This window comes from Mycobacterium marseillense (assembly GCF_010731675.1).
GTDB classification, from domain to species: Bacteria; Actinomycetota; Actinomycetes; order Mycobacteriales; family Mycobacteriaceae; genus Mycobacterium; species Mycobacterium marseillense.
On record NZ_AP022584.1, the window covers coordinates 2,248,378 to 2,270,645 of the forward strand.

The following is a 22,268-nucleotide window of genomic DNA, read 5'->3' on the forward strand; positions in this document are numbered from 1 at the left end:
CGCGTCAGGGTAGCGGCAACTGCACGTCGAGCACCGCGCACCGGCCTTGGTCGGCCTCGGCGAGCGCCCAACCGAGGGCCTCGCGCATCTCCGCCGGCGTGGTCACGCTGCGTCCGCTCCCCCCGCACGCCCGCGCCAGGGCGGCGTAGTCGGTGTCCGGCGTGAGCCGAGTCTCGGGAAAGTCGTTCTCCCGCACCGATATTCCTTGCTGGTAGAGCTCCATCACCGGCAGCTTGGACGCCAGGTACGAGTGGTTGTTCAAGACCACCGTGACGAACGGCGCGCCATGGCGATGCGCCGACCACAACGCGGCGGTCGGCACACCGAAGTTGAACGAACCGTCACCGCAGATCGCGACGACGGGCGCCTGCGGCCTGGCCAGCTTGACCCCGAAGGCCCCGCCGAGCGCCCACCCCAATGCCGGCGCGCCCGTGTCGAAGAACTGCCCCGGCGGCCGCTGGACCTGCCGGGCCACGGCGGCCCGGTTGGTCACCGCCTCCTGGACGACCACGGCGTTTTCCGGCAGCGCGCCACCCAGCGCGGCCAGCATCGCGTCGGGTGCGTCGGCCGGGCGGTCGGATGCGGCCCGTCGGATCGCCTCCCGGCGGCGTTGCGCGACATCGGATTCGGCGGCGTGGCGCCGCGCGCTCCACTTCTCGCGCAGCTCGTCGGTGGCCAGCCGCAACAGGGTCTGCTCGAGCAGCAGCAGCGTCACCCGGGTGTCGGCGGTCAGCGCGATCTCGACCGGATAGGACCACAACGGCATGCCGGCCTTGACGGGGTCCGCGTCGATCTGCACCACGCGGGCGTCCGCGGGTGGGGCCAACTGTGCGGGCACCCACGGCACTTCGCAGTCCAGCAGCAGCACGGTGTCGGCGGTTTCCAGCGGGCCTGCGTCGCCCACCACTTGCAGCGGGTGCCCGAGCGGCAAGTTGGCGCGGTCGCCCTGATCGATCACCGGCGCACCGAGTAACTCGGCGATGCGGGCCAGCACGACCGCGGCCCCGGGTTCGGCCGCGGTCCTCGACGTGACGATCACGACCCGCTGCCCGGCGACCAGGATCCCGGCCAACTTGCCCAGGGCGCCCGGGTCCGGGCCGGGCGGGATGGCCGGTGGCAGCCGCCGCGGCAACGCACGGCCACCGGGCTCCATCAAGGCTTCTCGGGGCAGCATGACGTAGGCGGGCCCGGACGGGCTCGACTGGGCCACCTGGAACGCCCGCCGGACGATCGGGGCCAGCTCCCGACCGCGCGGAACCTCCATGTGCCATTTGGCGTAGTTGCGCACGACGCCCGGCTGGTCGAGTTGCTCCTGCTGCCAATGGATGTAGGTGTCGCGGTGGCCGCGGACCTCCGGCGCCGAACTGTAGGGGGTGCGCCCGGCGAACACCACCACCGGAGTCCCGTTGCGCTGGGCGTTGTGCAGCTGACAGCCCAGGTTGAGCGTCCCCGCATCGACATGCACCATGACCGCCTGCGGTCGACCGCTGGCCATGTGGTGGCCGATGGCCGCCGCCAGGGCGACGCTCTCGTGGACACACAGCACGGCCCGCGGGCTCGGCGTGCCGGCCGCGCGCGCCGCCGCCAGCGCTTCCTGGATCGGGGCGGAATCGGTACCGGGGTTGATGAAGAAGTGCGCGACTCCCTCGTCGGCGAGCAGGGCGATCAGGTCGGTCGCGGCCTCGGGAACGTCGAAAAGATTCTCTACCGTCATGGCTGCCGTTCTCCTATCGACGTCGGCGACCGCGCGAACCCCCCTTTACTTCGGATCAGATCTTCAAGATACGTTCCGCGGTGGCGTCATTGGTCGTTTCCGGTCGAGTGGGCTCTACGTTGCGCGCTGGAAGCCACCGGGTACCCACCCAGCGGCCGGTTACTCCCCACCATCGCGGTCTCGTCAATAATGTTGCCGCCCAACGCTTTCGGCGTTGACTGGAAGGTGTTCGCGGGGCTGTCGAGCACCGGCGCGGGTCGGGGACCGAAACTTGTCGTACCCCGCTGTCATGATGGCGTCGTGTCGTCGATCGCATCGCCTCCCGCGACGCTGAGCCCTGCCCAACGCCTTGAGGTGTTGTTCGAGGAGCTGGCGGAATTGGCCGGTCAGCGCAACGCGATCGACGGGCGCATCGTGGAGATCGTCGCCGAGCTCGATCGCGACGGGCTCTGCGGTCTCACCGGCGCGCGCTCGGTGCGGGCGCTGGTGGCCTGGAAGCTGGGCTTGTCATCGGCCAACGCCCACACGATCGCCACCGTGGCGCACCGGCTGGCCGAGTTTCCCCGCTGCGCCGCCGGCATGCGGGAAGGCCGGCTGTCGCTGGATCAGGTCGGGGTCATCGCGGCGCGCGCGGGCGAGGGATCCGATGAGCATTACGCGGAGCTCGCCGCGGTCGCGACCGTTAACCAGCTGTGCACCGCGGTCCGGCTGGAACCGCGACCCCAGCCGGATGCCGGGCCGCAACCGCAGCCCTCAATCACCAAGACCTCCGACGATGAGTTCAGCTCGTGGCGGATCAAACTTGGGCGCCTCGATGCGGCGAAGTTCGACGCGGCGTTGGCGTCGCATCGTGAGGCGCTCATCGCCCAGTGGAAGCGCGACAATGACGACGGCACCCGCGCCGGTGATCAGATGCCGCCGTTGCCGGGCACGCTCGAGGCGTTTATGCGCCTGGTCGAGGCCGGCTGGGACGCCGAGGCGGCCCGCCGCCCCCACGGGCAGCACACCACCGTGGTGGTGCACCTCGATGTTGCCCAGCGCGCCGCCGCACTGCATCTGGGTCCCCTTCTCACCGACGCCCAGCGCCGATACCTCACCTGCGATGCCAGCTGTGAAGTTTGGTTCGAACGCGACGGGCAGCCCATCGGAGCCGGCCGTGCCACCCGCGTGATCAACCGGCGGCTTCGCCGCGCGCTCGAGCACCGCCACCCGACCTGCGCGGTCCCCGGTTGTGGGGCCAGCCGCGGTCTGCACGCCCACCACATCCAACACTGGGAGGACGGCGGTCCCACCGAACTGTCCAACCTGGTGTTGGTATGCCCCTCTCACCACCGGGCACACCACCGCGGCGATCTCACCCTCGCCGGACCCGCAGACGATCTGCGCGTCACCGACAGCTCCGGCCGACCGCTGCGTGCGGGAACGCTCGCACGTCCCCCGAACCGTCCCCCGCCCGGCGTCCCCCCGTGTCCCGGGCCGACCGGCGAACGCGCCGACTGGTGGTGGTATGACCCCTTCCAGCCGCAACCACCACCAACCAACTAGGTCGGATGGAAATACCAAACACGCCGGGACATAGAGCAATTCATGCCCAGGTTAGCCAAATCCCTTGCTGCCCAACGATTTCGCGGTAATCGCAGCGCTCAGCAGCGACCAGAACGCTTTTCGCGCAAGCGACGGTTGACGGGCTCGGGCAGCAGCTCCGACACGTCGCCACCGAGCATCGCGACCTCCTTGGCCAATGACGACGACACGAACGAATACCGCGGCGCGGTCGCGACGAAAAACGTGTCGACACCGGCGACGTGCTTGTTCATCTGCGCCATCTGCAGCTCGTATTCGAAGTCGGTGCCGGTGCGCAGCCCCTTCACGATGGCGGTCATCCCTTGTGAGCGGACGAAGTCGACGACCAGGCCTTGCCCGGCCTCCACCCGCAAATTAGGCAGGTGCGTCGTCGATTCGTTGATCATCGCGATCCGCTCGTCGAGGTCGAACATGCCCTTCTTGGCGGGGTTGATCAGGATCGCCACCACCACCTCGTCGAACTGAGCCGACGCGCGCTCGAAGACGTCGATGTGGCCCAACGTCACCGGGTCAAACGAGCCCGGGCATACCGCGCCGCTCATGACGAATGACGGTACACGCCCCCTCACAGGCGCTCGGCGAGCTCCAAACGGGTGTCGCCGTAAACACGTTGCGGCCACACCGACCAGCCGGCGGGCCAGCTCAGCGGCGCACCGCCAGCCGCGCGCTCGACGACCGCGACGGCGCCCTCGCGCAGCCACCCATGCGTCATCAGCGCCGCCAGCACGGCCTCGACCTCGGCGGCGGAGACGTCGTAGGGCGGGTCGGCCAGCACCAGGTCGACGGGCGACGCGGTCCCGGCGGCCAGCACGGCCGCCACCGCGCCCCGGCGCAGTGTCGCGCCCGGCAGCCCCAGGGTGTCGATATTGCGCGCGATGACGGACGCGGTGCGCGGGTCGGACTCCACGAACAGCGCAGTGGCCGCCCCCCGGGAGAGCGCCTCCAATCCCAGGGCGCCCGAACCCGCGTAGAGGTCCAGCACCGCAAGGCCGCTCAGCTCGCGGCGCGCGGTCAAGATGTTGAACAGCGACTCGCGGACCCGGTCGGTGGTGGGCCGGGTGCCTCGCGGCGGGACCGCGATGCGCCGGCCCCCGGCCACGCCGCCGATGATCCGGGTCACGTCCAGATACCTACAGCAGGGTCGACCAATAGTCCCAGAACCGCACCATGCACAGCAGAAACACCGCGGTGAACCACAGCGCGGCGAGCGACCATCGCCATTGGTAGACCAGCCACGCCGGGCCGGATTGCCGGGCCTGCAGCGCCGGGCGAGACGCGATCGAGGCGACCACCACCAGCAGCGACATGGTGACCGCCCACACCACCATGCAGTACGGGCACAACGCGCCGATGCGATACAGGCTCTCGAAGATCAGCCAGTGCACGAACACCACCCCGGCCAGCACCCCGGCCGTCAATCCCAGCCAATACCATTGGGGCAAATCAACTTTCGTCAACGCGAGCAGCCCGGTGACGATCACCACGGTGAAGGCCATCAGGCCGAGCAACGGATTGGGGAACCCCAGCAGCGACGCCTGCGGCGTGACCATCACCGAGCCGCACGACAGGATCGGGTTGATGTTGCACGACGGCACGTACGACGGGTCGAGCAGGATGTCGATCTTCTCGACGGTCAGCGTCATCGACGAGACCAGGCCGATCACCCCGCCGATCAGCAGCCACCAGGCGCTGAGCGCCGGCACCCGGGCCGAGGCCAGATGCCCGCCGGGATCGGCCGATCCGGTCGACACCGCGCCGGTCACATGGCGGCCGGCGCGACCGCGCCGTCGATGCCCGGGATGTTGCCGACGATCTCTTTGATCTTGCTCACCAGCGCGTCGGGCGTCGACGGGTCGTAGTCCTCGCCGTTGATCTTGATCGTCGGCGTGGCTTTGATCTGTGCGGCCGCCGCTTCGCCGGTGACCTTGTCGAGGTACTTGCCGCTGTTGATGCAGTCGGGCACCTTGCCCACGACGCCGGCCTCACGGGCGAGTTCGATCAACCGCGCGTTGTCCGGGAAGCTCTTGCCGGTTTCGCTGGGCTGGATGTCTGTGGTGAACAGCGCGGTATGGAAACGGCGGAACGCGTCGAGGGATTCGTCGGCGACGCAGCGGGCCGCGTTGGCCGCCCGCGACGAATAGTTGTGGTTTCGCGAGCTGTCCAGGATCGACACCATGGAGTAATCGGCCGCGATGGCCCCGACGTCGATGAGCCGCGACACCGTCGGCCCGAAGGTGCGTTCGAAGTTACCGCAGGCCGGGCACAGGAAGTCCTCGTACAACGTCACCACGGCCTTGGGGTTGGTGCTGCCCGGCTGGGTGACCAGCTTGCTCGACGTCACCCGCACGGTGTCGCCCGCGCCGGTGGCGGCGGGCTTCTTGTGGTTCGACGTCACGATGTAGAAGACGAGGACGACCGCGAAGATCACGACGAACGCGGTGCCACCGATCTGGACGAGCCGACCGGACTTACCGCCGGAGGCCGACTTCATGTCGAATCGTGGGGGGCGTTTGGGTTTGTCGGCCACAGGTTCCCTGATCTTTCGGTACTCGAGTTGTCGGTCTGCCGACAAAGCGATCGGACAAGGCGCCTCTAGATTACCGGCGCCGGCCGCTCACCGACTCAGACCCGGCTCAGGTGTGCGCGCAGGGCCGAGATCAACTCGGTGGTCGCGACCATGCTGTCGCCGCCCAGCTGGAACAGATTGGCGAAGCCATGGGTCAGCGAGCCCAGGTAACGCAGGTCGACCGGCGTCCCGGCGGCCCGCAGCGCCTCGGCGTAGCTCTCGCCCTCGTCGCGCAGCGGGTCGAATCCGGCGACGGCGATCAGCGCGGGGGCCAGTCCGGCCAGCGATTCGGCCAGGGCCGGCGACACACGCGGATCCGTCCGGTCCAGCTCGGAATGCCGCAGGTACTGCGATTCGAACCAGTCGATGTCCCGCTTGGTCAGCAGGAAGCCGCGCGAGAAGAGGCTCAGCGACCGGTTCTGCGCGGTGAAGTCGGTCCGCGGATAGATCAGCCACTGCAACACCGGTGCGGGGCCGCCCTCGTCGCGCGCCAGTTGGCTGACGACGGCGGCGAGGTTGCCCCCGGCGCTGTCGCCGCCGACCGCGACCCGACCGGGGGTAGCGCCCAGCTCGCCGGCGTGCTGGTACGCCCATGTGAACGCCGCGTACGCGTCCTCGATCGCGGCGGGCGCCGGGTGCTCGGGAGCCAGCCGGTAGTCGATCGATAACACGTGGACACCGGCGTCACGGCAGGTCAGCCGGCACAGCGTGTCGTGGGTGTCCAGGTCACCGATCGACCAACCGCCGCCGTGGTAGAAGACCAGCAGGGGGGCCGCCGCACCATCGGCCGGGCGGTAATGCCGGGCCCCGATCTCGCCGGCCGGGCCGGGCAGCGACAACTCGGTGACCTCGACGTGGATCTGCGGACCGGGGAACCCCACGGTCGACTCGTGCATCTGGGCCCGGGACACCTCCGGGTCGTCGCCGACGACCAGCCCGTCGATGCCGACGGCACGCAGGCCCGACAACATCAGCTGCAAGGTCGGATCGAGGGTGTTGCCGTCGATGATGACCGATCGGCCGCGGACGAGTCCGCGGCGCACCGCGGTCGGGATCCACGGGATGACCTTGACCCCGACGCCGGTGACGGCGCCCTGGATGCGACTGGCCAGGGGCACCGATGCGCGTTGCGCTGCGGTGTGCACGCCCGGCGCGGCAGACAGAGGCTTGGTCATGGACAACCCCCTTTTTCAAATGACGTGGCACCGCGTGACGACGAAAGTGATTTCACCCTCGCAGCCGCCAATTCCGGCGTGCCGCGCGACCAACTGTACGTGGTGGCATACCCGGTACCGAGGGGCGCGGATGGACACCTGCCCAGGTGTTGATTAGGTTGCATTTGCTCCCTCGGTAATATCGTGATCCCCAAGCCGGTGAAGCCTTCACGGATTGCGAGCAGCTTCGACGTGTTCGATTTCGAACGCAGCGCCTCGAACTCGGCGCCAACGCCGTTGATCTCCTCGCCCGATGGCGGAACCCGGCTCGGTGCACACTCTCGAACCTTTAATTTCACAGGCAGGTGAATGAATTGACTGGCGAGTCGGGCTCCGCCGCACCCTCAATTGCTCTCAACGACGAAAACACGATGCCGGCCCTGGGCCTGGGCGTCGCGGAATTGTCGGATGACGAGACCGAACGCGCGGTGTCGGCGGCACTGGAGATCGGGTGCCGGCTCATCGACACCGCCGCGGTCTACGGCAATGAGGCCGCCGTCGGGCGCGCCATCGCCGCCTCCGGGATTCCGCGCGCCGAGCTGTTCGTGACCACCAAGCTGGCGACGCCCGATCAGGGTTTCAAGGGCGCGATGGACGCCTGCAGCGCCAGCCTGGAACGGCTGGGGCTGGACTACGTCGACCTGTACCTGATTCACTGGCCGGCCCCGTCGCTCGGCAATTACGTGAACTCCTTCGGCGGATTGATCCAGACCCGCGGGGACGGGCAGGCCCGCTCGATCGGTGTCTCCAACTTCACCGACGAGCACCTGACGACGGTCATCGACCTCACGTTCGTCACCCCCGCGGTCAACCAGATCGAGCTGCACCCGCTGCTCAACCAGGAGGCACTGCGCAAGACCAACGCCGAGCACAACGTCCTCACCCAGTCCTACACACCGCTGGCGCTGGGCAAGTTGATGGACAACCCGACGGTGACCTCGGTCGCCGGCGAGTACGGCAAGACCGCCTCGCAGGTGCTGCTGCGGTGGAACCTGCAGTTGGGCAACGCGGTCGTCTTCCGTTCGGCCAAGGACGAGCACATCGCGACCAACATGGACGTGTTCGATTTCGAGTTGGCCGCCGAGCACATGGATGCGATCAACGGGCTCAACGACGGCACCCGGCTGCGCCCGGACCCGGAGACCTACGAGGGCTCGTAGCGGCCCGTCACGGGGCTTCCCCCGCTGGGCAGGTCGCGGCCCCCTGACGCAGGGCACCGGTCGACGCCGCATCCACCGGCAGCGAATAACCGCGCAGCACGGCGATGAATTGCATGGCGTACTGGCAGGCGAACGCCGCGTTGGGCGGCATCCACTGCCCCGGGGGTGAATCGCCCTTGTCCTGATTGGCCGGCCCGTCGACGGCGAGCAGGTTGGCGGGGTCGTTGGCGAAGCGCCGCCGCTCGGGCGCCGGCCACGCGTATGCGCCCATGTCCCAGGCGTACGCGAGCGGGACGATGTGGTCGATCTGCACCGATTCGCCGACCTTGGGGCCGCGCCGAAAGGCGATCGTCTTGTTGGTGTACGGGTCGTGCAGCGTGCCGGTGGCCACGGCGTCGGGGCAGCGCTTGATCGACACATAGGTCTTGTCGACGAGATCGCGGTCGAGGATGTCGTCGCGGGTGTCGCATCCGTTGTGCCCCAACGGGGCATCGTTGTCGTCATCCCAGGCGTCGCCGAACGCCGCCCGCAGGTAGTCGTAGCGGTGCAGCCGCAGCGGCACGACGGCGATGCCCGCGAGCACGTCGGCGCCGGGCAGCACCGTCGGAACATCGGCGCGCGCCGCGTATTCGGCGGAGTGCCTGGTGGCCGAGGACCCGACGGTCTGATAGGCGACCACCACCGCCAGCGCCGCCGCGGCGGCCAGCCACAACAGCACCTTGCGGTTCAACTCTTGTCCAGGTATTCGATGCGGTCGGTGTCGGTGAATCGCGCGGCCAGCACGGCCAATCCGGGATCGGAAGGATCCTCGGAATAGGTCCGGATGCAGAAGTCCCGCGCAGCCTCGATGTACTCCAGGTGGTCCGCCAGGGACAGCAGTCGCAGCGTGATTGCCCGGCCGGACTGGTTGCGACCCAAGACATCTCCTTCGCGGCGCTCCTTGAGGTCGAGGTCGGCGAGGGCGAAGCCGTCCAGCGTCCCAGCCACCGCGCTCAGCCGCCGGCCGGCGGGCGAGTCCGGCGCGGACCAGCTGGCGAACAGGCACAGGCTCGGGTGCTGTCCCCGGCCGATGCGGCCGCGCAGCTGATGCAGCTGGCTGATCCCGAACCGGTCGGCGTCCATCACCAGCATCACGGTGGCGTTGGGGACGTCGACGCCGACCTCGATGACGGTGGTGCACACCAGCACGTCGACCTCGCCGGCGCGGAAGGCGGCCATCACCGCGTCCTTCTCGTCGCCGGACAGCCGCCCGTGCATCAGCCCCAGCCGCAGGTGCGCCAGCTCGCCGGAACGCAGTCGGGCGTAAAGGCCTTCGGCGGTCTCGGGCGCCTTGGCGTTCTGTTCCTGGGTGCCCGCCTCGTCGTCCTCGTCGATGCGGGGAGCCACCACGTAGGCCTGCCGGCCGGCGGCCACCTCTTCGCTGATGCGCTGCCAGGCGCGGCCGAGCCACGTCGGCTTGTCCTTGACGAAGATCACATTGCTGGTGATCGGCTGGCGACCGCGCGGAAGTTCGCGCAGCGTCGACGTTTCCAGGTCCCCGTAGACGGTGAGCGCGACGGTGCGGGGAATCGGCGTCGCCGTCATCACCAGCAGGTGCGGGGTCACACCCGGACGGGCCTTGGCCCGTAACCGATCTCGCTGCTCGACACCGAAACGATGTTGCTCGTCGACGACCACCATGCCCAGGTTGTCGAACTCCACCGCGTCCTGCAGTAGCGCGTGGGTGCCGACGACGATGCCCGCCTCACCGCCGGCGATCTCGGCCCGGATCTGCTTCTTTTGCGCGGCGGTCATGGAACCGCTGAGCAGCGCGATCCGGGTGGCATGGTCGGCGCCACCCAGCTGGCCCGCCATCGCCAGCGGGCCGAGCACGTCGAGGATCGAGCGAAGATGTTGTGCGGCAAGCACTTCCGTCGGGGCCAGCAGCGCGCACTGATAACCGGCGTCCACCATCTGCAGCATCGCCAGCACCGAGACGATCGTCTTGCCCGAGCCCACCTCCCCCTGCAGCAGGCGATTCAGCGGGCGGCTGGACGCCAGCCCCTCGGACAGCACGCCGAGGACGTCACGCTGGCCCGCGGTCAGCTCGAAGGGCAACCGCCCCAACAGGTCTGCGGCCAAACCGTCCATACGCGACGGCGCCGGGGGTCCCGATGCCGAAAGCTCACCGTGCCGGCGGGCCACCAGCGCCCACTGCAACCCGACGGCCTCGTCGAAGGTCAGCCGCTCGCGCGCCCGCTGGCGGGGGGCTTCGGTTTCGGCGAGGTGGATGTCGCGCAACGCCTGATCTTCGGAGATCAGGCCGAATTTCGCGCGCAGGTCCTCGGGCAGCGGATCGGGCACCGGGTCGAGGACGTCCAGGACTTGGCGCACGGAGGCGAAGATGTTCCAGCTCTGCAGCTTGGCGCTGGCGGCATAGATCGGGAAGAAGTGGCGCTGGTATGCGTCCGCGATGTCTTCGCCGGTGGCGTGCGAGGCGTTGGCGATGCTCTTGAGGGACACGGTGCCGCGGTTGCGCCCGTCCGGCGTGTCGAGGAGGAGGAACGCGGGATGGGTGAGCTGCATGACGTTCCTGAAGAACCCGACCTCGCCGGAGAGCATCACCTTGGTGCCCTTGGTCAGGTCCTTTTTGATGTAGTTCGCGTTGAAGAACGTGGCGGTCACCTTGTTGCGGCCGGAGCCGAGCGTGATGCGATGGCAGACCTTTTTCGGGGTCTTTTTCATCGGAAACGTCTCGGTGTCGGCGATCGTGTCGACGATGGTGATGTGCTCACCGGCCGGCGGCCGCTCGTCGTCGGCGTCCCAGCGGCTGGCGCCCTCGGTGTAGCTGCGCGGGTAGTGGCGCAGCAGGTCGTTGACGGTCCGGATCCCGAACACCTCGTCCAGGAGTTCCGCGACCTTCCCACCAGTGATGAAGTCCAGCCGGTCGGACAGCGACACCATCGCTATTCGACCCCGATCAGCAGCGCGTCACCGTGGTGTCCGGTGCGGTAGGTGACCAGTTCGGTCCCCGGGTGGTGGTCGTGCATGTGCTCTTCCAGGATGTCCCCGACGGCGCCGGCGTCCCCGTCGGTCTCGATGCCGGTGCCCAGCAGCACGGTCACCAGGTCCCCGCCGGAGGCCAGCAGCAGATCGAGCAGGCCGATCGCCGCCCCGACCGCGTCGGCGGCCACGATCAGCACCTCGTCGCCCGCGATGCCCAGGCCGTCGCCGGGATGGCAGCGGCCCGCCCACGTCAACGCGCTCTCGGTCGCGATGCGCACCGATCCGTGCCGTGCCGCGCCGGCCGCCCGCGCCATGGTGTAGCCGTCGTCGACGGCCTGCCTACCGGTTTCGTGCACGGCCAGCGCGGCCAGCCCCTGCACCATCGACCCCGTCGGGATCGGCACCACGTCAATCCCCCAACCGATGGCCGCCGTGCATCCGGCGACCAACTCCTCGGCCGCCACATAGCCGTTCGGCAACACCATCACCTGCGCCGCGCCAGTGTCGACGACGGCCCGCATCAGCTGGTGCGCGCTGATGTTGGTCGCGGGGTCGTGCGCCGCGGGGTCGCGTCGCAGCACGCTGGCGCCCTCCCCGGCGAACAGCTCGGCCGCGCCGTCGCCGTCCACGACGGCCAGCACGGCCCGCTCCCGCGTCCAGCCGCCCGGCGGCAACCCGGAGGTGCCGGAGCTCAGGGCCGAGATGACGATGCGGCTCAGTTGTCCGGCCGCCAGTCCCGCCTCGACGGCGGCGCCGGCGTCGTCGGTATGCACGTGCACGGAATAGGTGCGCCGGGCCGACGACGGCGCGGAGGCGATGCCCACCGAATCGCCCAGGTCCGCCAACCGATCCCGCAGCGCGTCCGCCGCCGCGGGTTCGCAGCCGTCCAGCCGGTACATCACCTCGAATTGCGGCGCCGGGCGCGGCGCGGCGGCTTCGGTGCGCTGCGCCCGCGGCGAGAGCTCGTAAACCGTCCGGGCAGGCGCCGGCCCCGCGATGGTGGTCCGCAACGCGTCCAGCAGGACCAGCAGACCCCGCCCGCCGGCATCGACGGCTCCGGCGTCGGCGAGCACGTCGAGCTGCTCTGGAGTCTTTTCCAGCGCGACCACGGCCGCGTCCCCGGCGGCGATGACGGCCGGGGCGAGCCCGTCCCCGGCCCGCGCGCACTGCGCGACGGCGGTGGCGGCCGCCCGCAGCACCGAGACGATGGTCCCCGGGACTTCCTGCCCGCCCATCGAGGTGATGACCAGTTCCACGCCGCGCTGCAGCGCGTCGCCCAGCACGCCGACGTCGATGTGGGGCAGGTCGCCCCCGACATCGGTTGCGGCCGTGGCGGTGACGTCAGCGAGGCCGCGCAGGATCTGCGACAGGATCACGCCGGAGTTACCGCGGGCGCCGTTGAGCGCTCCGGCCGACAGCGCCGCCGCGGCCCGGCCGGCGCAGGCCGAGCCGCCCTGCGCGTTCAGTTCCGCCAGGGCCGACCTCATGGTGAACAGCATGTTCGCGCCGGTATCGGAGTCGGCGACGGGGAAGACGTTGAGCCGATTGATCTCGTCGATGTGGGTGATCAGGTCGCTGACGGCGGTGTGCGCCCAGTCCCGCAGGGTCATCGCGTCCAGGAGACGTAGCTGCGACGTATCAGCAGTGCCCAGTTGACCCACCTCCTCCGCACCAGTCTCCCGGTGGGCGCCAGCGTAGCCCGGCGACGGAGCCGCTGCGCTCGGTTGCTCTGCGCCGCTGAGGAAGATCGAGCAGCCGGCCGGCAGCGGCAGACCCATCGGCGTCGAGATCGTCCTCGACGCCACGTTTCCCGCCAAGAAGTTACCGTAGGCGGCCTTAATAGCCCTGCCGGATACCGGGATTGGCCTGCCCCACCAGCATGCGCTCGTTGCTGCCATCGCGGCTGACGCCGTAGCGGCTCATCTGATAGTTCATCGACGCGCACGCGGCCGCCACCGGATCCCACGCCGAGTTCGACGTCCCGGGCTGGTGGAAGGCCGCGAAGGTATCCGGCATTACCTGCCACGGGCCGCGCGTCGCGTGCAGCGGGCCACCGTCGAGCTGAGAAGGCCCGTAGGCATTGCTGTCTGACAGGTTGATCGCACCCGAATGGAACTGCGATTCGTGGTCGGCGATGGTCATCATGCCCTCGATCCAGCGACCACGGGCCGATGCCTCGGTGACGCCGATCCGGGTCAGTGCCTCCTCGAGATAGCCGCGGATCGCCTCGGGTCCGTCCGGCCACACTTCCCGACCGTCGAAAGCGACCTGCCGCAGCTGGATACCGCCGCGCACGGCGGCCGCCTCTTGCACCACGGGACGGGGCGCACCGGGCTGCCACCACCACGTCGCACCGACTTGACCGGCCCCCGAGGCTCTCGGGCCCGGGCCGCCCTGCCCGATGTCGTACTGCCCGCCCACAGCGGTCGGGCAGTTGACCGACGTACTCCCTATGGCGACGCTGCCCAGCGCCGCCACCACCAGATAGGCCGCCGCCACCCGGCGCAACCTCAAGACCAACCGTCCTACGCCCACCGGTGAGCCCCGCCGGTTTTCGACGCGGGCTAGACCGGCAGCGTTTTCGGCGCGCGCAACCACCCCGCGCACTCCCCTCAAGCCTGCCGATATTTGCTTCCCAGCCTCATCCGCAGCTCCGCGCGGGCCGGTACCGCCGGGAAGAAGACTTCAGCCGAATCAGCGCGCCGTCACACCTGAGGTAGGCAGCGACCGCACCGGCCATCGGCGGCGCTGCCATCCTAGCGGCCGGACGTCCCGGCAACCGCGACGCAAGCCGGTAATGTGATCGACTGCATGTAGACCGCGCAGGAGGGTTCCAGCGCACAGCCGGGCCGCGCGACGGCGCGTAACCGCAGGGTCAGCCCATGATGACCGTTTTGGTGGTTGCCGGAGGAGTCGGTATCCTGATTGGGCCCGGTGCAGCTGGGCTGTCCCGGCCGGATTGCCGGACCCCCGAGATTTGAGGAGCTTGAACAATGGCCGCTGTGTGCGACATCTGCGGGAAAGGCCCCGGCTTCGGCAAGTCGGTGTCGCACTCCCACCGCCGCACCAGCCGCCGGTGGGACCCCAACGTCCAGACCGTGCACGCCGTCACCCGTCCGGGCGGCAACAAGCAGCGCCTCAACGTCTGCACGTCGTGCATCAAGGCCGGCAAGGTCGTTCGCGGCTAGCGGCAGCGGGTTTTTCGGCGTCTCACTCGTCCAGGAAAACCACGTGCTTGTCCACGCTCTCGCGGCCGATGCGCAGCGAGTTGCCGGGGAAATCGGGGTCGGGGTAGCCGACCGCGAGACCACACAGCAGCGTCATCTCGGGTGGGATGCCGAGTTCCTCCCGCACGATGTCGGGATAGCCCGCGATCGACACCTGCACGCAGGTGCCCAGCCCGCGGGCCGTCAGCGCCAGTAGCAGCGTCTGCAAAAACATCCCGACGCCCATGCTGTCGACCAGGCCGAAGTCCCGATGCATCGAGACCACGCCGCCCAGCGGGGCGCGGAAGAACTCCCAGTTGCGCAGCACGGCGACGCGCCGGGCTTCGGTGTCGCTGCGCAGAATGCCCATCGAGCCGTAGACCTGCGCGCCCAGTTCGCGGCGCAGGTGGGCGAACGCCTCGGGCAGCTGCGGCACGTTCGGCGATTCGGATCCCGCCTTGGCCAGCATGGCCGCTACCAGCCGCTCGCGCGCCGCTCCGGAGGCGAAGACCACCTGCCACGGCTGGACGTTGGAGTTCGACGGCGCCCGCATGGCGAGCTCCAGCGACTCGTCGACCAGGTGGCGCGGCACCGGGGTGGGCAGGAACATGCGCGTAGAGCGCCGCGCCCGGATGGTCTCGTCGAGGTCGTACACCCCTACCCCCTACATGACGATGTGGCCGGCGTCGACCGGCATCGACACGCCGGTCACGTAGCGCGACCGCGGCCCGGCCAGCCACAGCACCGCCTCGGTGACGTCCTGCGCCTCGACCAACGGCACGCCGGGCAGCAGCATCTGAGAGATGGCCGGGTTCGGGTTCTCCATCATCCGGTTCACCACGAAGTCGTTGAGAATCATCGGCGTCGCGACGCCGCTGGGGTGGACCGAATTGACCCGAATCTTATGCGGCGCATAGGCATTGGCCGCCGAGCGCATCAGACCCACGACACCGTGCTTTGACGCGGCGTAGGCGAACATCGCGGCGCTGCCGTCACCGCCGCGGCCCGTGAGGCCCTGCGACGAACTGACCAGCACGACCGATCCGCCCCGACCCTTGCGCACGATCGAGGGGACCGTCGCCAGCATCGTGTGCCACACGCCCTTGAGGTTGGTGTCGACGATCGTGTTGAACACCGGCTCGGAGTCGGGCTCAGTGACGCCGATCGCCACCACCCCGGCGTTGGCGATGACGACGTCGACCTCGCCGAGTTCGTCGATACCCGCCTGCACCCCGGCCCGCAGACCCGCAAGGTCGCGGACGTCGGCGATCACCGGAACCGCCTTGCGGCCCGCGGACCCGACCAGCTGGACGGTTTCGGCCAGCTCGGTCTCGGTGGCCAGGGCGTAGGGGATCGCCTCGAGGTCGGCACAGATGTCGACGGCGATGATGTCGGCACCGTGGGCGGCCAGTGCGCCGGCGTGGCTGCGGCCCTGGCCCCGCGCGGCGCCGGTCACGACGGCGACGACGTTGTCGAATTCACCCATGCTCAGATCTCCAATTTCGTGCCGGTCTCGCGCTCGGCGAAGGCCACCAGCCGCGCGGCCGCGTCGTAGTCGCACGCCAGCGGCGTCCGGCCGATCAGCACCGGTCCGCCGCGCAGCCCGAACCTGCCGCTGACCCCGACGTAGCTGCCCGGCGGAATCGGCTCGCTGATGCAGTACAGCGTCGGCGCCGCGCCCTCGTCGATGTCGTTGGCCAACCGGTCGGCCACCGCCTTGACCCCCTTGTGCGCCAGCGACATCAGCGGCGAGTCGCCCAGGTTGGACAGGTTCGAGGCCACCCAGCCGGGGTGGGTGAGGTGCGTGACGAGCGGAGCTGCGGCCACGCGCAGCCTGCGGTCCAGCTCGAGCCCCCACAGCATGACCGCGAGCTTGGACTGCGCATAGGCGCCCAGTCTCGTCCACTTGTGGCGGCGCAGGTGCAGGTCGTCGAGGTGCAGCGTCGCCGACCGGTGGGCGTCGGAGCCGACGTTGATGATCTGCGAACGCACCTTGGGCAGCAGCAGATTGGTCAGCGCGAACGGCCCGAGCAAATTGGTGCCCAGCGTCATCTCGAATCCGTCGACCGTCTCGGTGCGGCGGTCGGTGAGGGCGCCGGCGTTGTTGATCAGGATGTCCACCGGCTCGTCGATCAGGTCCGCGAAGGCCCGCACCGACGACAGGTCGGCGAGGTCGAGCTTGAGCACGGATGTCGCACCGCCGATTGCTGAGATTTCAGTCGCGCGTTGCGCGCCGAGTTCGGTGTTGCGCGCGGCCAGGATCACGTGCGCGCCGGCGTTGGCGAGCGCGCGCGAGGTGCCCAGCCCGACCCCGTTGGTCGCTCCCGTCACGATCACGCGCTTGCCGGTCAGGTTGCCGAGCCTGCTCGGCGTCCACGGTAAGGTCACGGCGACTAAGAGTAATCGGCGGTTCTATGTAAGTTGGACCGGTTCTGCCAACATTGGTCGCGGAAGCACAGCGGACGGACTTTTCCGAGGCGGTTCGACATGAGTGACAGCGGCACCGAGATCACCAATCTCATCTACACCTATGCGCAGCTTCTCGACGGCGGCGACCTGGACGGGGTGGCCGGCCTCTTCGAGCACGGCCGCATCTGCGGCGTGGAGGACGGGCCGCCGGAGACGGTGTTCGCCGGGTCGGCCCGGGTCCGCGAGATGTACGAGATGGCCACGCGCATCTACGAAGACGGCACCCCGAAGACCAAGCACAACACCACCAACGTGCAGCTGTACATCGACGAGGCGCAGGGCACCGCGACGAGCACCTCCTACTACTGCGTCACCCAGGCCACGCCCGAGCTGCCGCTGCAGGTCATCGTGACCGGGCATTACAGGGACACCTTCCACCGGGTGGACGGCGCTTGGTGTTTCGACAGCCGCACGATGTTCGTCGACCAGGTCGGCGACGTCAGCCAGCACCTGAAATTCTGACCCTCGTGACATCCCCCAGCGTCTTCGAGCGGGCCGCCATCCTGGCCGACGCGCAACGCAAGGAAGCGCTCACCGACTGGGGCCCCGGCGAATTCGAAGAGCCGCTGGCCGTGCTGCTCCGCGACTATGCGCGCGCCGATCTCAACGCGATCGGCGCCCACATCCTGCGGTCGGGCATCGTGCACAGCCTGCGGATGCGGCTGCGCGCGCAGGAGTGGGTCCGCCGCCATCCCGAGATTCTCGACGAGCGGGTGGCCGCGCCGATCGTCGTCGTCGGGATGATGCGCAGCGGGACCACGCTGTTGCAGCGCCTGCTGGCGGCCGATCCGCGCTTCGTCTGCGCCTACGGGTGGGAGGTCGTCGAGGTCGCACCGCGGTTGAACCAGCCGTTCACCGGGGTGGATTCGCGCATCGCCATCAGCCAAGCGCGCGAAGCGAAATCGCGCGAATTGGCGCCCGAGCTGTTCTCCATCCACCCGATGTACGCCACCGAAGCCGAGGAGGAGATCGTCTTCCTGGCGGACGCCTTCTTGTCGCATGTCCCCGAGTCGGGCGCCCACCTGCCCCACTACCGGTCCTGGCTCGACCGCCGGGACTTCTCCCCCGCCTATGCCTACCTGCACCGCATGCTGCAGTTCTTGCAATGGCAAAAACGCCGCCGGGGGCTGGTCGGTCAGCGTTGGGTGCTCAAATCGCCTGCGCACCTGGGGTATTTGAATACCCTGCGCGCCCAGTTTCCCGACCTGCATATCGTGCACATGCATCGCGACCCGCGTACCACCATCGCGTCGGGGGCCAGCCTGAACGCGACCCTGCACGCGATGCACGCCGATACCGTCGACGCGCACCGAGTCGGTGCGCAATGGTTGGCACGGATGGGCTGGACCAACGACCGGGCGATGGCGGTCCGCGACGGCTGGACTGATCAGGATGCCGTGGTCACCGACATCGGGTTCGACGAGGCGGTGGCCGACCCGATCGGTCAGGTCGCCCGGGTCTACGACGCGATCGGGGTGCCGCTGACCGCCGAGGCCGAGGACGCGATGCGGCGCTGGCTGCGTGAGCGTCCGCGCGAGGTGGCCCGCCCGCCGTACGGGCTGGAGAACTACGGCCTGCGTGCCGAGCAGGTCGATGAGCGATTCACGTTGTACAACGAGCGTTTTGCGCAATTCATCGGAGGAACAGCACATGCCTGATGACCCGGTCGCGACGGCGTCCCAGCACGAGCAGGAGCTGGCGGCCCTCGACCTGATCGAGCACCCCACCGTCAAAGCCGCCTACCGCACAGTCGCCGAGACCTGGCTCAGTCGCGCCAAGGCGTCGGACGCGATGCGCGAACGATTCGACGACGCGTTCGCCGAGGTGATGTTCTCGGCGGCGGTATGGTCGTCCAACCAGGACAAGCTGCGGCCGAAGGTCAGTTGCATCACTCGGCTGGCGCACCCCGTGGACGGGCGCCGGATCCCCGGATCGCGTTGGGGCATCGACAATCCCGACAGCGTGTACCGGGTGATCCCCATCTCCGGTGACGAGCGCTACGAGATTCACGGCCGGGTCGGGCAACACCGGATGACCGAGAACTACTTCACCCTCTGGGACGCGAACATGGGCACCGTCGACGTGCTCAACGGCCGCACCATGTCGGTCGACTCCGACGGCAGCTTCACCATCACCGTCGACTCCGAACCCGCCAACGGCCGGCCCAACCACGTGCGTACCTCCCCGGCGGCACACGAGTTCTACATTCGCGACGTGCTCCTGGACTGGGGCCGCGACGATCCCAATCACCTTGAGGTGCAACGGCTTGGCCGCCCGGCCGCAACACCGGCGCGCACCCTCGACGAGCAGGCCGAGGCCACCGCGGCGATGATGGACTACTTCGCGAACTTCACCGGCAAGCTCAGCCACGGCGTGTACAAGATGCCGGCCAACCATTTCAACCTGGCCTGGTCGGCCGACAAGGTCGGCGCCATGCGCAACCAGGTGTACGTGATGGGCCGTTTCGATCTCGCCCCCGACGAGGCGTTCGTCGTCGACGTCAACGACGGCGGCGCCGAATACTTCACCGTGCCGCTCAGCAATATCTGGGGCACCACGCTCGAACTCGTCGACCGCACCGGCAGCCTCAACAAGGCGCAGTCGGTCGCAGGCGAGGACGGCACCTACACGTACGTGATCTCACCCGTCGATCCCGGAGTGGCCAACTGGATCGACTCCGACGGCCTGCGCGAAGCCATCCTGACGCTGCGCATGGCGGAGTTCGGTGAGAACGGTCCCCGCGAAGACCTCGGTGCGCGGGGCCGCGTCGTCAAGCTGGACCAGCTCGACGCCGAGGTGCCCCACCTCGCCCGGGTGAGCCCGCAGCAGCGGGCCGCCCACCTCGCCGAGCGCCGCAAGGCCTATCTGCGCCGCCTACCGGAAGGAACAAGCTAGATGGCTCGCTGGCTGATCACGGGATGCTCCACCGGCTTCGGACGCGAAATCGCCCGCGCCGCACTGGAAGCCGGTCACAGCGTGGTGGTGACCGCGCGGCGGGCCGAGGCCGTGCGGGACTTCGCCGACGAGTTCGGCGATCGGGCGCTGGCCGTCGCCCTCGACGTGACCGACACCCGCCAGGTCGCGGCCGCCGTGGCGGCGGCCGACGAGGCCTTCGGCGGAATCGATGTGCTGGTCAACAACGCCGGGCACGGCTACCTGTCCGCGGTGGAAGAGGGCGAGGACGCCGAGGTCCGAAAGCTGTTCGACGTGAACTACTTCGGCGCCGTCGACATGATCAAGGCGGTGCTGCCGGCCATGCGGGCCCGCGGGTCGGGCCACATCATCAACATCTCCTCGATGACCGGCCTGGTGGCCAACCCGCCCAACGCCTACTATTCGTCGACCAAGTTCGCGCTGGAGGCGGTCACCGAGGCGCTCGCCGCCGAGGTCCGTCCCCTGGGCATCAAGGTGACCGCCGTCGAACCGGGCGCGTTCCGTACCGATTGGGCCACGAGGTCGATGAAGGAATCCGAGGCTCCGATCACCGATTACGCCGATGTGGCGGCCCGCAAGGACCTGATCAAGCAATTCGCCGACCACCTGCCCGGCGACCCGCGCAAGGTGGCCGAGGCGGTGCTGATGGTGGCCAAGCTCGACGACCCGCCGCTGCGGTTGCTGCTGGGCCGCGACGTGCTCAAGGCCATGCGCGACAAGATCGCCACGTTGTCGGCATCCATCGACGAATGGGAAGCCGTCACCAAGGACGTCAATTTCGCGGGCTCGTGACGCCCGTCAATCGCGCACGACGAGGACCGTCTTGCCGGCGCGGCCGCCGTGCTCGCGGCTTTCGAATGCCGCCCGGCCCTCGTCGAGCGGGAACGTCTGGGCGACCGCGATGTGCAACTTGTCGCTGTCGACGAGCGCGGCGAGCTCGGCAAGCTGGTCCCGATTGGGCGTGACGATGAAGAAGGTTGCGCTGATGCCGAATTCGTCGGCCTTGCCGTCGGGCGGCGGTGCCGACAAGGTCACCAGCCGGCCGCCGCGGCGCACCACGCCGTAGGACCTTTCCAGCACCTGGCCGCCGACGGTGTCGACGACGACGTCGTAGGCGGCGCCGGCTTCGTCGAATGCCTCGGTGCGCGTGTCGATCACGTGCTGCGCGCCGCAGCCGCGCAGGAGATTCGCGGTGTCGCTGCGCACGGTCGCGGTCACCTGCGCGCCCAACAGGGCGGCCAGCTGAACGGTCAGCAGGCCGACTCCCCCGGCGCCGCCGTGCACCAGCACGGTCTCTCCCGGCTGCACCGCGGCATGGTCGACCAGAGCCTGCAACGCGGTCAGGCCGGCCAACGGCAGCGCGGCGGCGACGACGTGGGAGACCGTCGACGGCTTGGCGGCCAAATCGGCTGCGGGCACGGCGACGAAATCGGCGGCCGCGCCGTCGCGGTCGAACGCGACCAGCCCATAGACCTCGTCGCCGGGCACGAAATCGGTGACGCCGTCGGCCACCGCGGACACCACACCGGAGACCTCGTGGGACGGGATGACGGGGGTCCGGCTGACGCCGTCGCGGGTCCACGTCTCCTCCCACGTCAGCTCGTCGAAGGTGATGGCGGCCGCGTGCACGGCCACCAAGGCTTCGCCGGTGGCCGCCACCGGCACGGGCGCCCGCTCGATCACCAGTTGTTCCGGGCCGCCGCGACGGTTCGCCCGTAGCGCGGTCATCTCGTTCAGGGCAGCCGCCAATCGATCGCGTCCGCACCCATTCCGGCCAGCAGTTCGTTGGCACGGCTGAACGGGCGGGAGCCGAAGAAGCCCCGTGACGCCGACAGCGGCGAGGGGTGCGGCGACTCGATGGCCACGCAATTGCCTTGGGCGAGAATCGGTTTGAGCGTCGAGGCGTCGCGGCCCCACAGGATGGCCACCAGGGGCAGCGAGCGCTCGGTCAGCGCCCGGATGGCGCATTCGGTCACCGTCTCCCAGCCCTTGCCCCGATGCGACGCCGGATTGCTGGGGCGCACGGTGAGCACCCTGTTCAACAGCAGCACGCCGCGCTGCGCCCAGGGCGTCAGGTCACCGCACGAGGGCGGCGGGTGGCCCAGGTCGGAGGCGTACTCCTGAAAGATGTTGGCCAGGCTGCGCGGCAGCGGCCGCACCTCGGGGGCCACCGAAAAGCTCAGGCCCACAGCGTGTCCGGGCGTCGGGTAGGGGTCCTGCCCGACGATCAGCACCCTGACCTGGTCGAAGGGATAGGTGAAGGCGCGCAACACATTCGGCCCCGCGGGCAGGTATCTGCGCCCGGCCGCGATCTCGTCCCGCAGGAATTGCCCCATCTGGGCGACCTGCCCGGCCACGGGTTGCAGCGCGCTCGCCCAGCCCGGCTCGACCAATTCGCTCAACGGGCGCGCCGTCATCGTCGGCCCTTCGCGATCG

Annotated in this window: 22 protein-coding genes and 1 pseudogene; 8 read left to right on the plus strand and 15 right to left on the minus strand. The window is 69.1% G+C overall.

Annotated features, from left to right (window positions below; all coding sequences use genetic code 11):
* Positions 1-4: 4 nt before the first annotated feature.
* A complete protein-coding gene (locus tag G6N26_RS10045) occupies positions 5-1,714 on the minus strand; it encodes a thiamine pyrophosphate-requiring protein (RefSeq protein ID WP_083018188.1) in 1,710 nt (569 codons plus the stop codon).
* A gap of 300 nt (positions 1,715-2,014) precedes the next feature.
* Between G6N26_RS10045 and G6N26_RS10050 the strand changes: the two genes are divergently transcribed.
* Positions 2,015-3,259, plus strand: coding sequence for an HNH endonuclease signature motif containing protein (locus G6N26_RS10050; protein ID WP_232067554.1), 1,245 nt, complete (start codon positions 2,015-2,017; stop codon positions 3,257-3,259).
* Between the two features lie 98 nt (positions 3,260-3,357).
* Here the strand turns inward: G6N26_RS10050 and coaD are convergent, their stop codons facing one another.
* The 5 genes from coaD to G6N26_RS10075 all read right to left on the minus strand — a co-directional run bounded on the left by coaD (position 3,358) and on the right by G6N26_RS10075 (position 7,039).
* The gene (coaD, locus tag G6N26_RS10055) at positions 3,358-3,840 is read right to left on the minus strand and encodes a pantetheine-phosphate adenylyltransferase (RefSeq protein WP_067168878.1); all 483 of its coding nucleotides are present in this window, start codon (positions 3,838-3,840) and stop codon (positions 3,358-3,360) included.
* Positions 3,841-3,863: 23 nt separating this feature from the next.
* Positions 3,864-4,418 (minus strand): 16S rRNA (guanine(966)-N(2))-methyltransferase RsmD, encoded by a 555-nt coding sequence (rsmD, locus tag G6N26_RS10060; RefSeq protein WP_232067555.1) that lies wholly within the window; start codon positions 4,416-4,418, stop codon positions 3,864-3,866.
* Between the two features lie 10 nt (positions 4,419-4,428).
* Complete coding sequence (locus G6N26_RS10065) at positions 4,429-5,061, minus strand: vitamin K epoxide reductase family protein (protein ID WP_083019788.1); 633 nt, start codon at positions 5,059-5,061, stop codon at positions 4,429-4,431.
* Positions 5,058-5,825, minus strand: coding sequence for a DsbA family protein (locus G6N26_RS10070; RefSeq protein WP_067168884.1), 768 nt, complete (start codon positions 5,823-5,825; stop codon positions 5,058-5,060). The genes G6N26_RS10065 and G6N26_RS10070 overlap by 4 nt, the downstream gene beginning before the upstream one ends.
* Before the next feature lie 95 nt (positions 5,826-5,920).
* Entirely contained in the window at positions 5,921-7,039 is a 1,119-nt protein-coding gene (locus G6N26_RS10075; RefSeq protein ID WP_067168886.1) for an alpha/beta hydrolase, read from the minus strand.
* Between the two features lie 119 nt (positions 7,040-7,158).
* On the opposite strand from G6N26_RS10075, the pseudogene G6N26_RS26125 reads away from it, so the two are divergent.
* Together G6N26_RS26125 and G6N26_RS10080 are read left to right on the plus strand one after the other, a co-directional pair.
* A pseudogene (locus G6N26_RS26125) lies at positions 7,159-7,387 on the plus strand (aldo/keto reductase); the annotation flags it as partial.
* A 5-nt stretch (positions 7,388-7,392) separates the two neighbouring features.
* Positions 7,393-8,238: an aldo/keto reductase gene (locus G6N26_RS10080; protein ID WP_163648904.1), complete on the plus strand. Its 846-nt coding sequence runs from the start codon at positions 7,393-7,395 to the stop codon at positions 8,236-8,238.
* Between the two features lie 7 nt (positions 8,239-8,245).
* Here G6N26_RS10080 and G6N26_RS10085 read toward each other — a convergent pair whose 3' ends face one another.
* The 4 genes from G6N26_RS10085 to G6N26_RS10100 form a co-directional block, all read right to left on the minus strand.
* Positions 8,246-8,968, minus strand: coding sequence for an HNH endonuclease family protein (locus G6N26_RS10085; protein ID WP_067168890.1), 723 nt, complete (start codon positions 8,966-8,968; stop codon positions 8,246-8,248).
* Positions 8,965-11,181, minus strand: a complete 2,217-nt coding sequence (gene recG, locus G6N26_RS10090; RefSeq protein WP_083019786.1) for an ATP-dependent DNA helicase RecG — start codon at positions 11,179-11,181, stop codon at positions 8,965-8,967. Before recG ends, G6N26_RS10085 begins: the two co-directional genes overlap by 4 nt.
* Before the next feature lie 2 nt (positions 11,182-11,183).
* The gene (locus G6N26_RS10095; RefSeq protein WP_083019784.1) at positions 11,184-12,833 is read right to left on the minus strand and encodes a DAK2 domain-containing protein; all 1,650 of its coding nucleotides are present in this window, start codon (positions 12,831-12,833) and stop codon (positions 11,184-11,186) included.
* Between the two features lie 226 nt (positions 12,834-13,059).
* Positions 13,060-13,743: a transglycosylase SLT domain-containing protein gene (locus G6N26_RS10100; protein WP_308015788.1), complete on the minus strand. Its 684-nt coding sequence runs from the start codon at positions 13,741-13,743 to the stop codon at positions 13,060-13,062.
* Between the two features lie 473 nt (positions 13,744-14,216).
* Between G6N26_RS10100 and rpmB the strand changes: the two genes are divergently transcribed.
* The gene (gene rpmB / locus G6N26_RS10105) at positions 14,217-14,411 is read left to right on the plus strand and encodes a 50S ribosomal protein L28 (protein ID WP_067168895.1); all 195 of its coding nucleotides are present in this window, start codon (positions 14,217-14,219) and stop codon (positions 14,409-14,411) included.
* 22 nt (positions 14,412-14,433) lie between these two features.
* On the opposite strand, the gene G6N26_RS10110 is transcribed toward rpmB, so the two are convergent.
* The 3 genes from G6N26_RS10110 to G6N26_RS10120 are packed head-to-tail and all read right to left on the minus strand — an operon-like array spanning position 14,434 to position 16,817.
* Positions 14,434-15,039 (minus strand): nitroreductase, encoded by a 606-nt coding sequence (locus tag G6N26_RS10110; protein ID WP_232067588.1) that lies wholly within the window; start codon positions 15,037-15,039, stop codon positions 14,434-14,436.
* A 54-nt stretch (positions 15,040-15,093) separates the two neighbouring features.
* Positions 15,094-15,915, minus strand: coding sequence for a mycofactocin-coupled SDR family oxidoreductase (locus G6N26_RS10115; protein ID WP_083019780.1), 822 nt, complete (start codon positions 15,913-15,915; stop codon positions 15,094-15,096).
* 2 nt (positions 15,916-15,917) lie between these two features.
* Positions 15,918-16,817 (minus strand): SDR family NAD(P)-dependent oxidoreductase, encoded by a 900-nt coding sequence (locus G6N26_RS10120; RefSeq protein ID WP_067168899.1) that lies wholly within the window; start codon positions 16,815-16,817, stop codon positions 15,918-15,920.
* A 99-nt stretch (positions 16,818-16,916) separates the two neighbouring features.
* On the opposite strand from G6N26_RS10120, the gene G6N26_RS10125 reads away from it, so the two are divergent.
* Genes G6N26_RS10125 through G6N26_RS10140 form a run of 4 tightly spaced genes read left to right on the plus strand, consistent with a single transcriptional unit; the run spans position 16,917 to position 20,624 of the window.
* Positions 16,917-17,360, plus strand: coding sequence for a nuclear transport factor 2 family protein (locus G6N26_RS10125; protein ID WP_083019778.1), 444 nt, complete (start codon positions 16,917-16,919; stop codon positions 17,358-17,360).
* Between the two features lie 5 nt (positions 17,361-17,365).
* Positions 17,366-18,556 carry a sulfotransferase family protein gene (locus G6N26_RS10130; protein WP_083019776.1) on the plus strand — a complete coding sequence of 397 codons (1,191 nt, stop codon included), beginning with the start codon at positions 17,366-17,368 and terminating at the stop codon, positions 18,554-18,556.
* Positions 18,549-19,793, plus strand: coding sequence for a hypothetical protein (locus G6N26_RS10135; RefSeq protein WP_083019774.1), 1,245 nt, complete (start codon positions 18,549-18,551; stop codon positions 19,791-19,793). The genes G6N26_RS10130 and G6N26_RS10135 overlap by 8 nt, the downstream gene beginning before the upstream one ends.
* Positions 19,794-20,624 carry an oxidoreductase gene (locus G6N26_RS10140; RefSeq protein WP_083019772.1) on the plus strand — a complete coding sequence of 277 codons (831 nt, stop codon included), beginning with the start codon at positions 19,794-19,796 and terminating at the stop codon, positions 20,622-20,624.
* Positions 20,625-20,630: 6 nt separating this feature from the next.
* On the opposite strand, the gene G6N26_RS10145 is transcribed toward G6N26_RS10140, so the two are convergent.
* A complete protein-coding gene (locus G6N26_RS10145) occupies positions 20,631-21,560 on the minus strand; it encodes an NADP-dependent oxidoreductase (protein ID WP_083019771.1) in 930 nt (309 codons plus the stop codon).
* Positions 21,561-21,565: 5 nt separating this feature from the next.
* Positions 21,566-22,249: a uracil-DNA glycosylase gene (locus G6N26_RS10150; RefSeq protein ID WP_067168911.1), complete on the minus strand. Its 684-nt coding sequence runs from the start codon at positions 22,247-22,249 to the stop codon at positions 21,566-21,568.
* Positions 22,250-22,268: the final 19 nt, after the last annotated feature.

Excerpts from the sequence above, each read along its gene's own strand:
- G6N26_RS10135 (WP_083019774.1), top strand. The coding sequence starts at position 18,549 with ATGCCTGATGACCCGGTCGCGACGGCGTCCCAGCACGAGCAGGAGCTG.
- recG (WP_083019786.1), bottom strand. The coding sequence starts at position 11,181 with ATGGTGTCGCTGTCCGACCGGCTGGACTTCATCACTGGTGGGAAGGTC.
- G6N26_RS10125 (WP_083019778.1), top strand. The coding sequence starts at position 16,917 with ATGAGTGACAGCGGCACCGAGATCACCAATCTCATCTACACCTATGCG.
- G6N26_RS10095 (WP_083019784.1), bottom strand. The coding sequence starts at position 12,833 with ATGACCCTGCGGGACTGGGCGCACACCGCCGTCAGCGACCTGATCACC.
- G6N26_RS10145 (WP_083019771.1), bottom strand. The coding sequence starts at position 21,560 with ATGACCGCGCTACGGGCGAACCGTCGCGGCGGCCCGGAACAACTGGTG.
- G6N26_RS10075 (WP_067168886.1), bottom strand. The coding sequence starts at position 7,039 with ATGACCAAGCCTCTGTCTGCCGCGCCGGGCGTGCACACCGCAGCGCAA.
- rpmB (WP_067168895.1), top strand. The coding sequence starts at position 14,217 with ATGGCCGCTGTGTGCGACATCTGCGGGAAAGGCCCCGGCTTCGGCAAG.
- G6N26_RS10115 (WP_083019780.1), bottom strand. The coding sequence starts at position 15,915 with ATGGGTGAATTCGACAACGTCGTCGCCGTCGTGACCGGCGCCGCGCGG.
- G6N26_RS10110 (WP_232067588.1), bottom strand. The coding sequence starts at position 15,039 with ATGTTCCTGCCCACCCCGGTGCCGCGCCACCTGGTCGACGAGTCGCTG.
- G6N26_RS10045 (WP_083018188.1), bottom strand. The coding sequence starts at position 1,714 with ATGACGGTAGAGAATCTTTTCGACGTTCCCGAGGCCGCGACCGACCTG.
- G6N26_RS10150 (WP_067168911.1), bottom strand. The coding sequence starts at position 22,249 with ATGACGGCGCGCCCGTTGAGCGAATTGGTCGAGCCGGGCTGGGCGAGC.
- coaD (WP_067168878.1), bottom strand. The coding sequence starts at position 3,840 with ATGAGCGGCGCGGTATGCCCGGGCTCGTTTGACCCGGTGACGTTGGGC.
- G6N26_RS10140 (WP_083019772.1), top strand. The coding sequence starts at position 19,794 with ATGGCTCGCTGGCTGATCACGGGATGCTCCACCGGCTTCGGACGCGAA.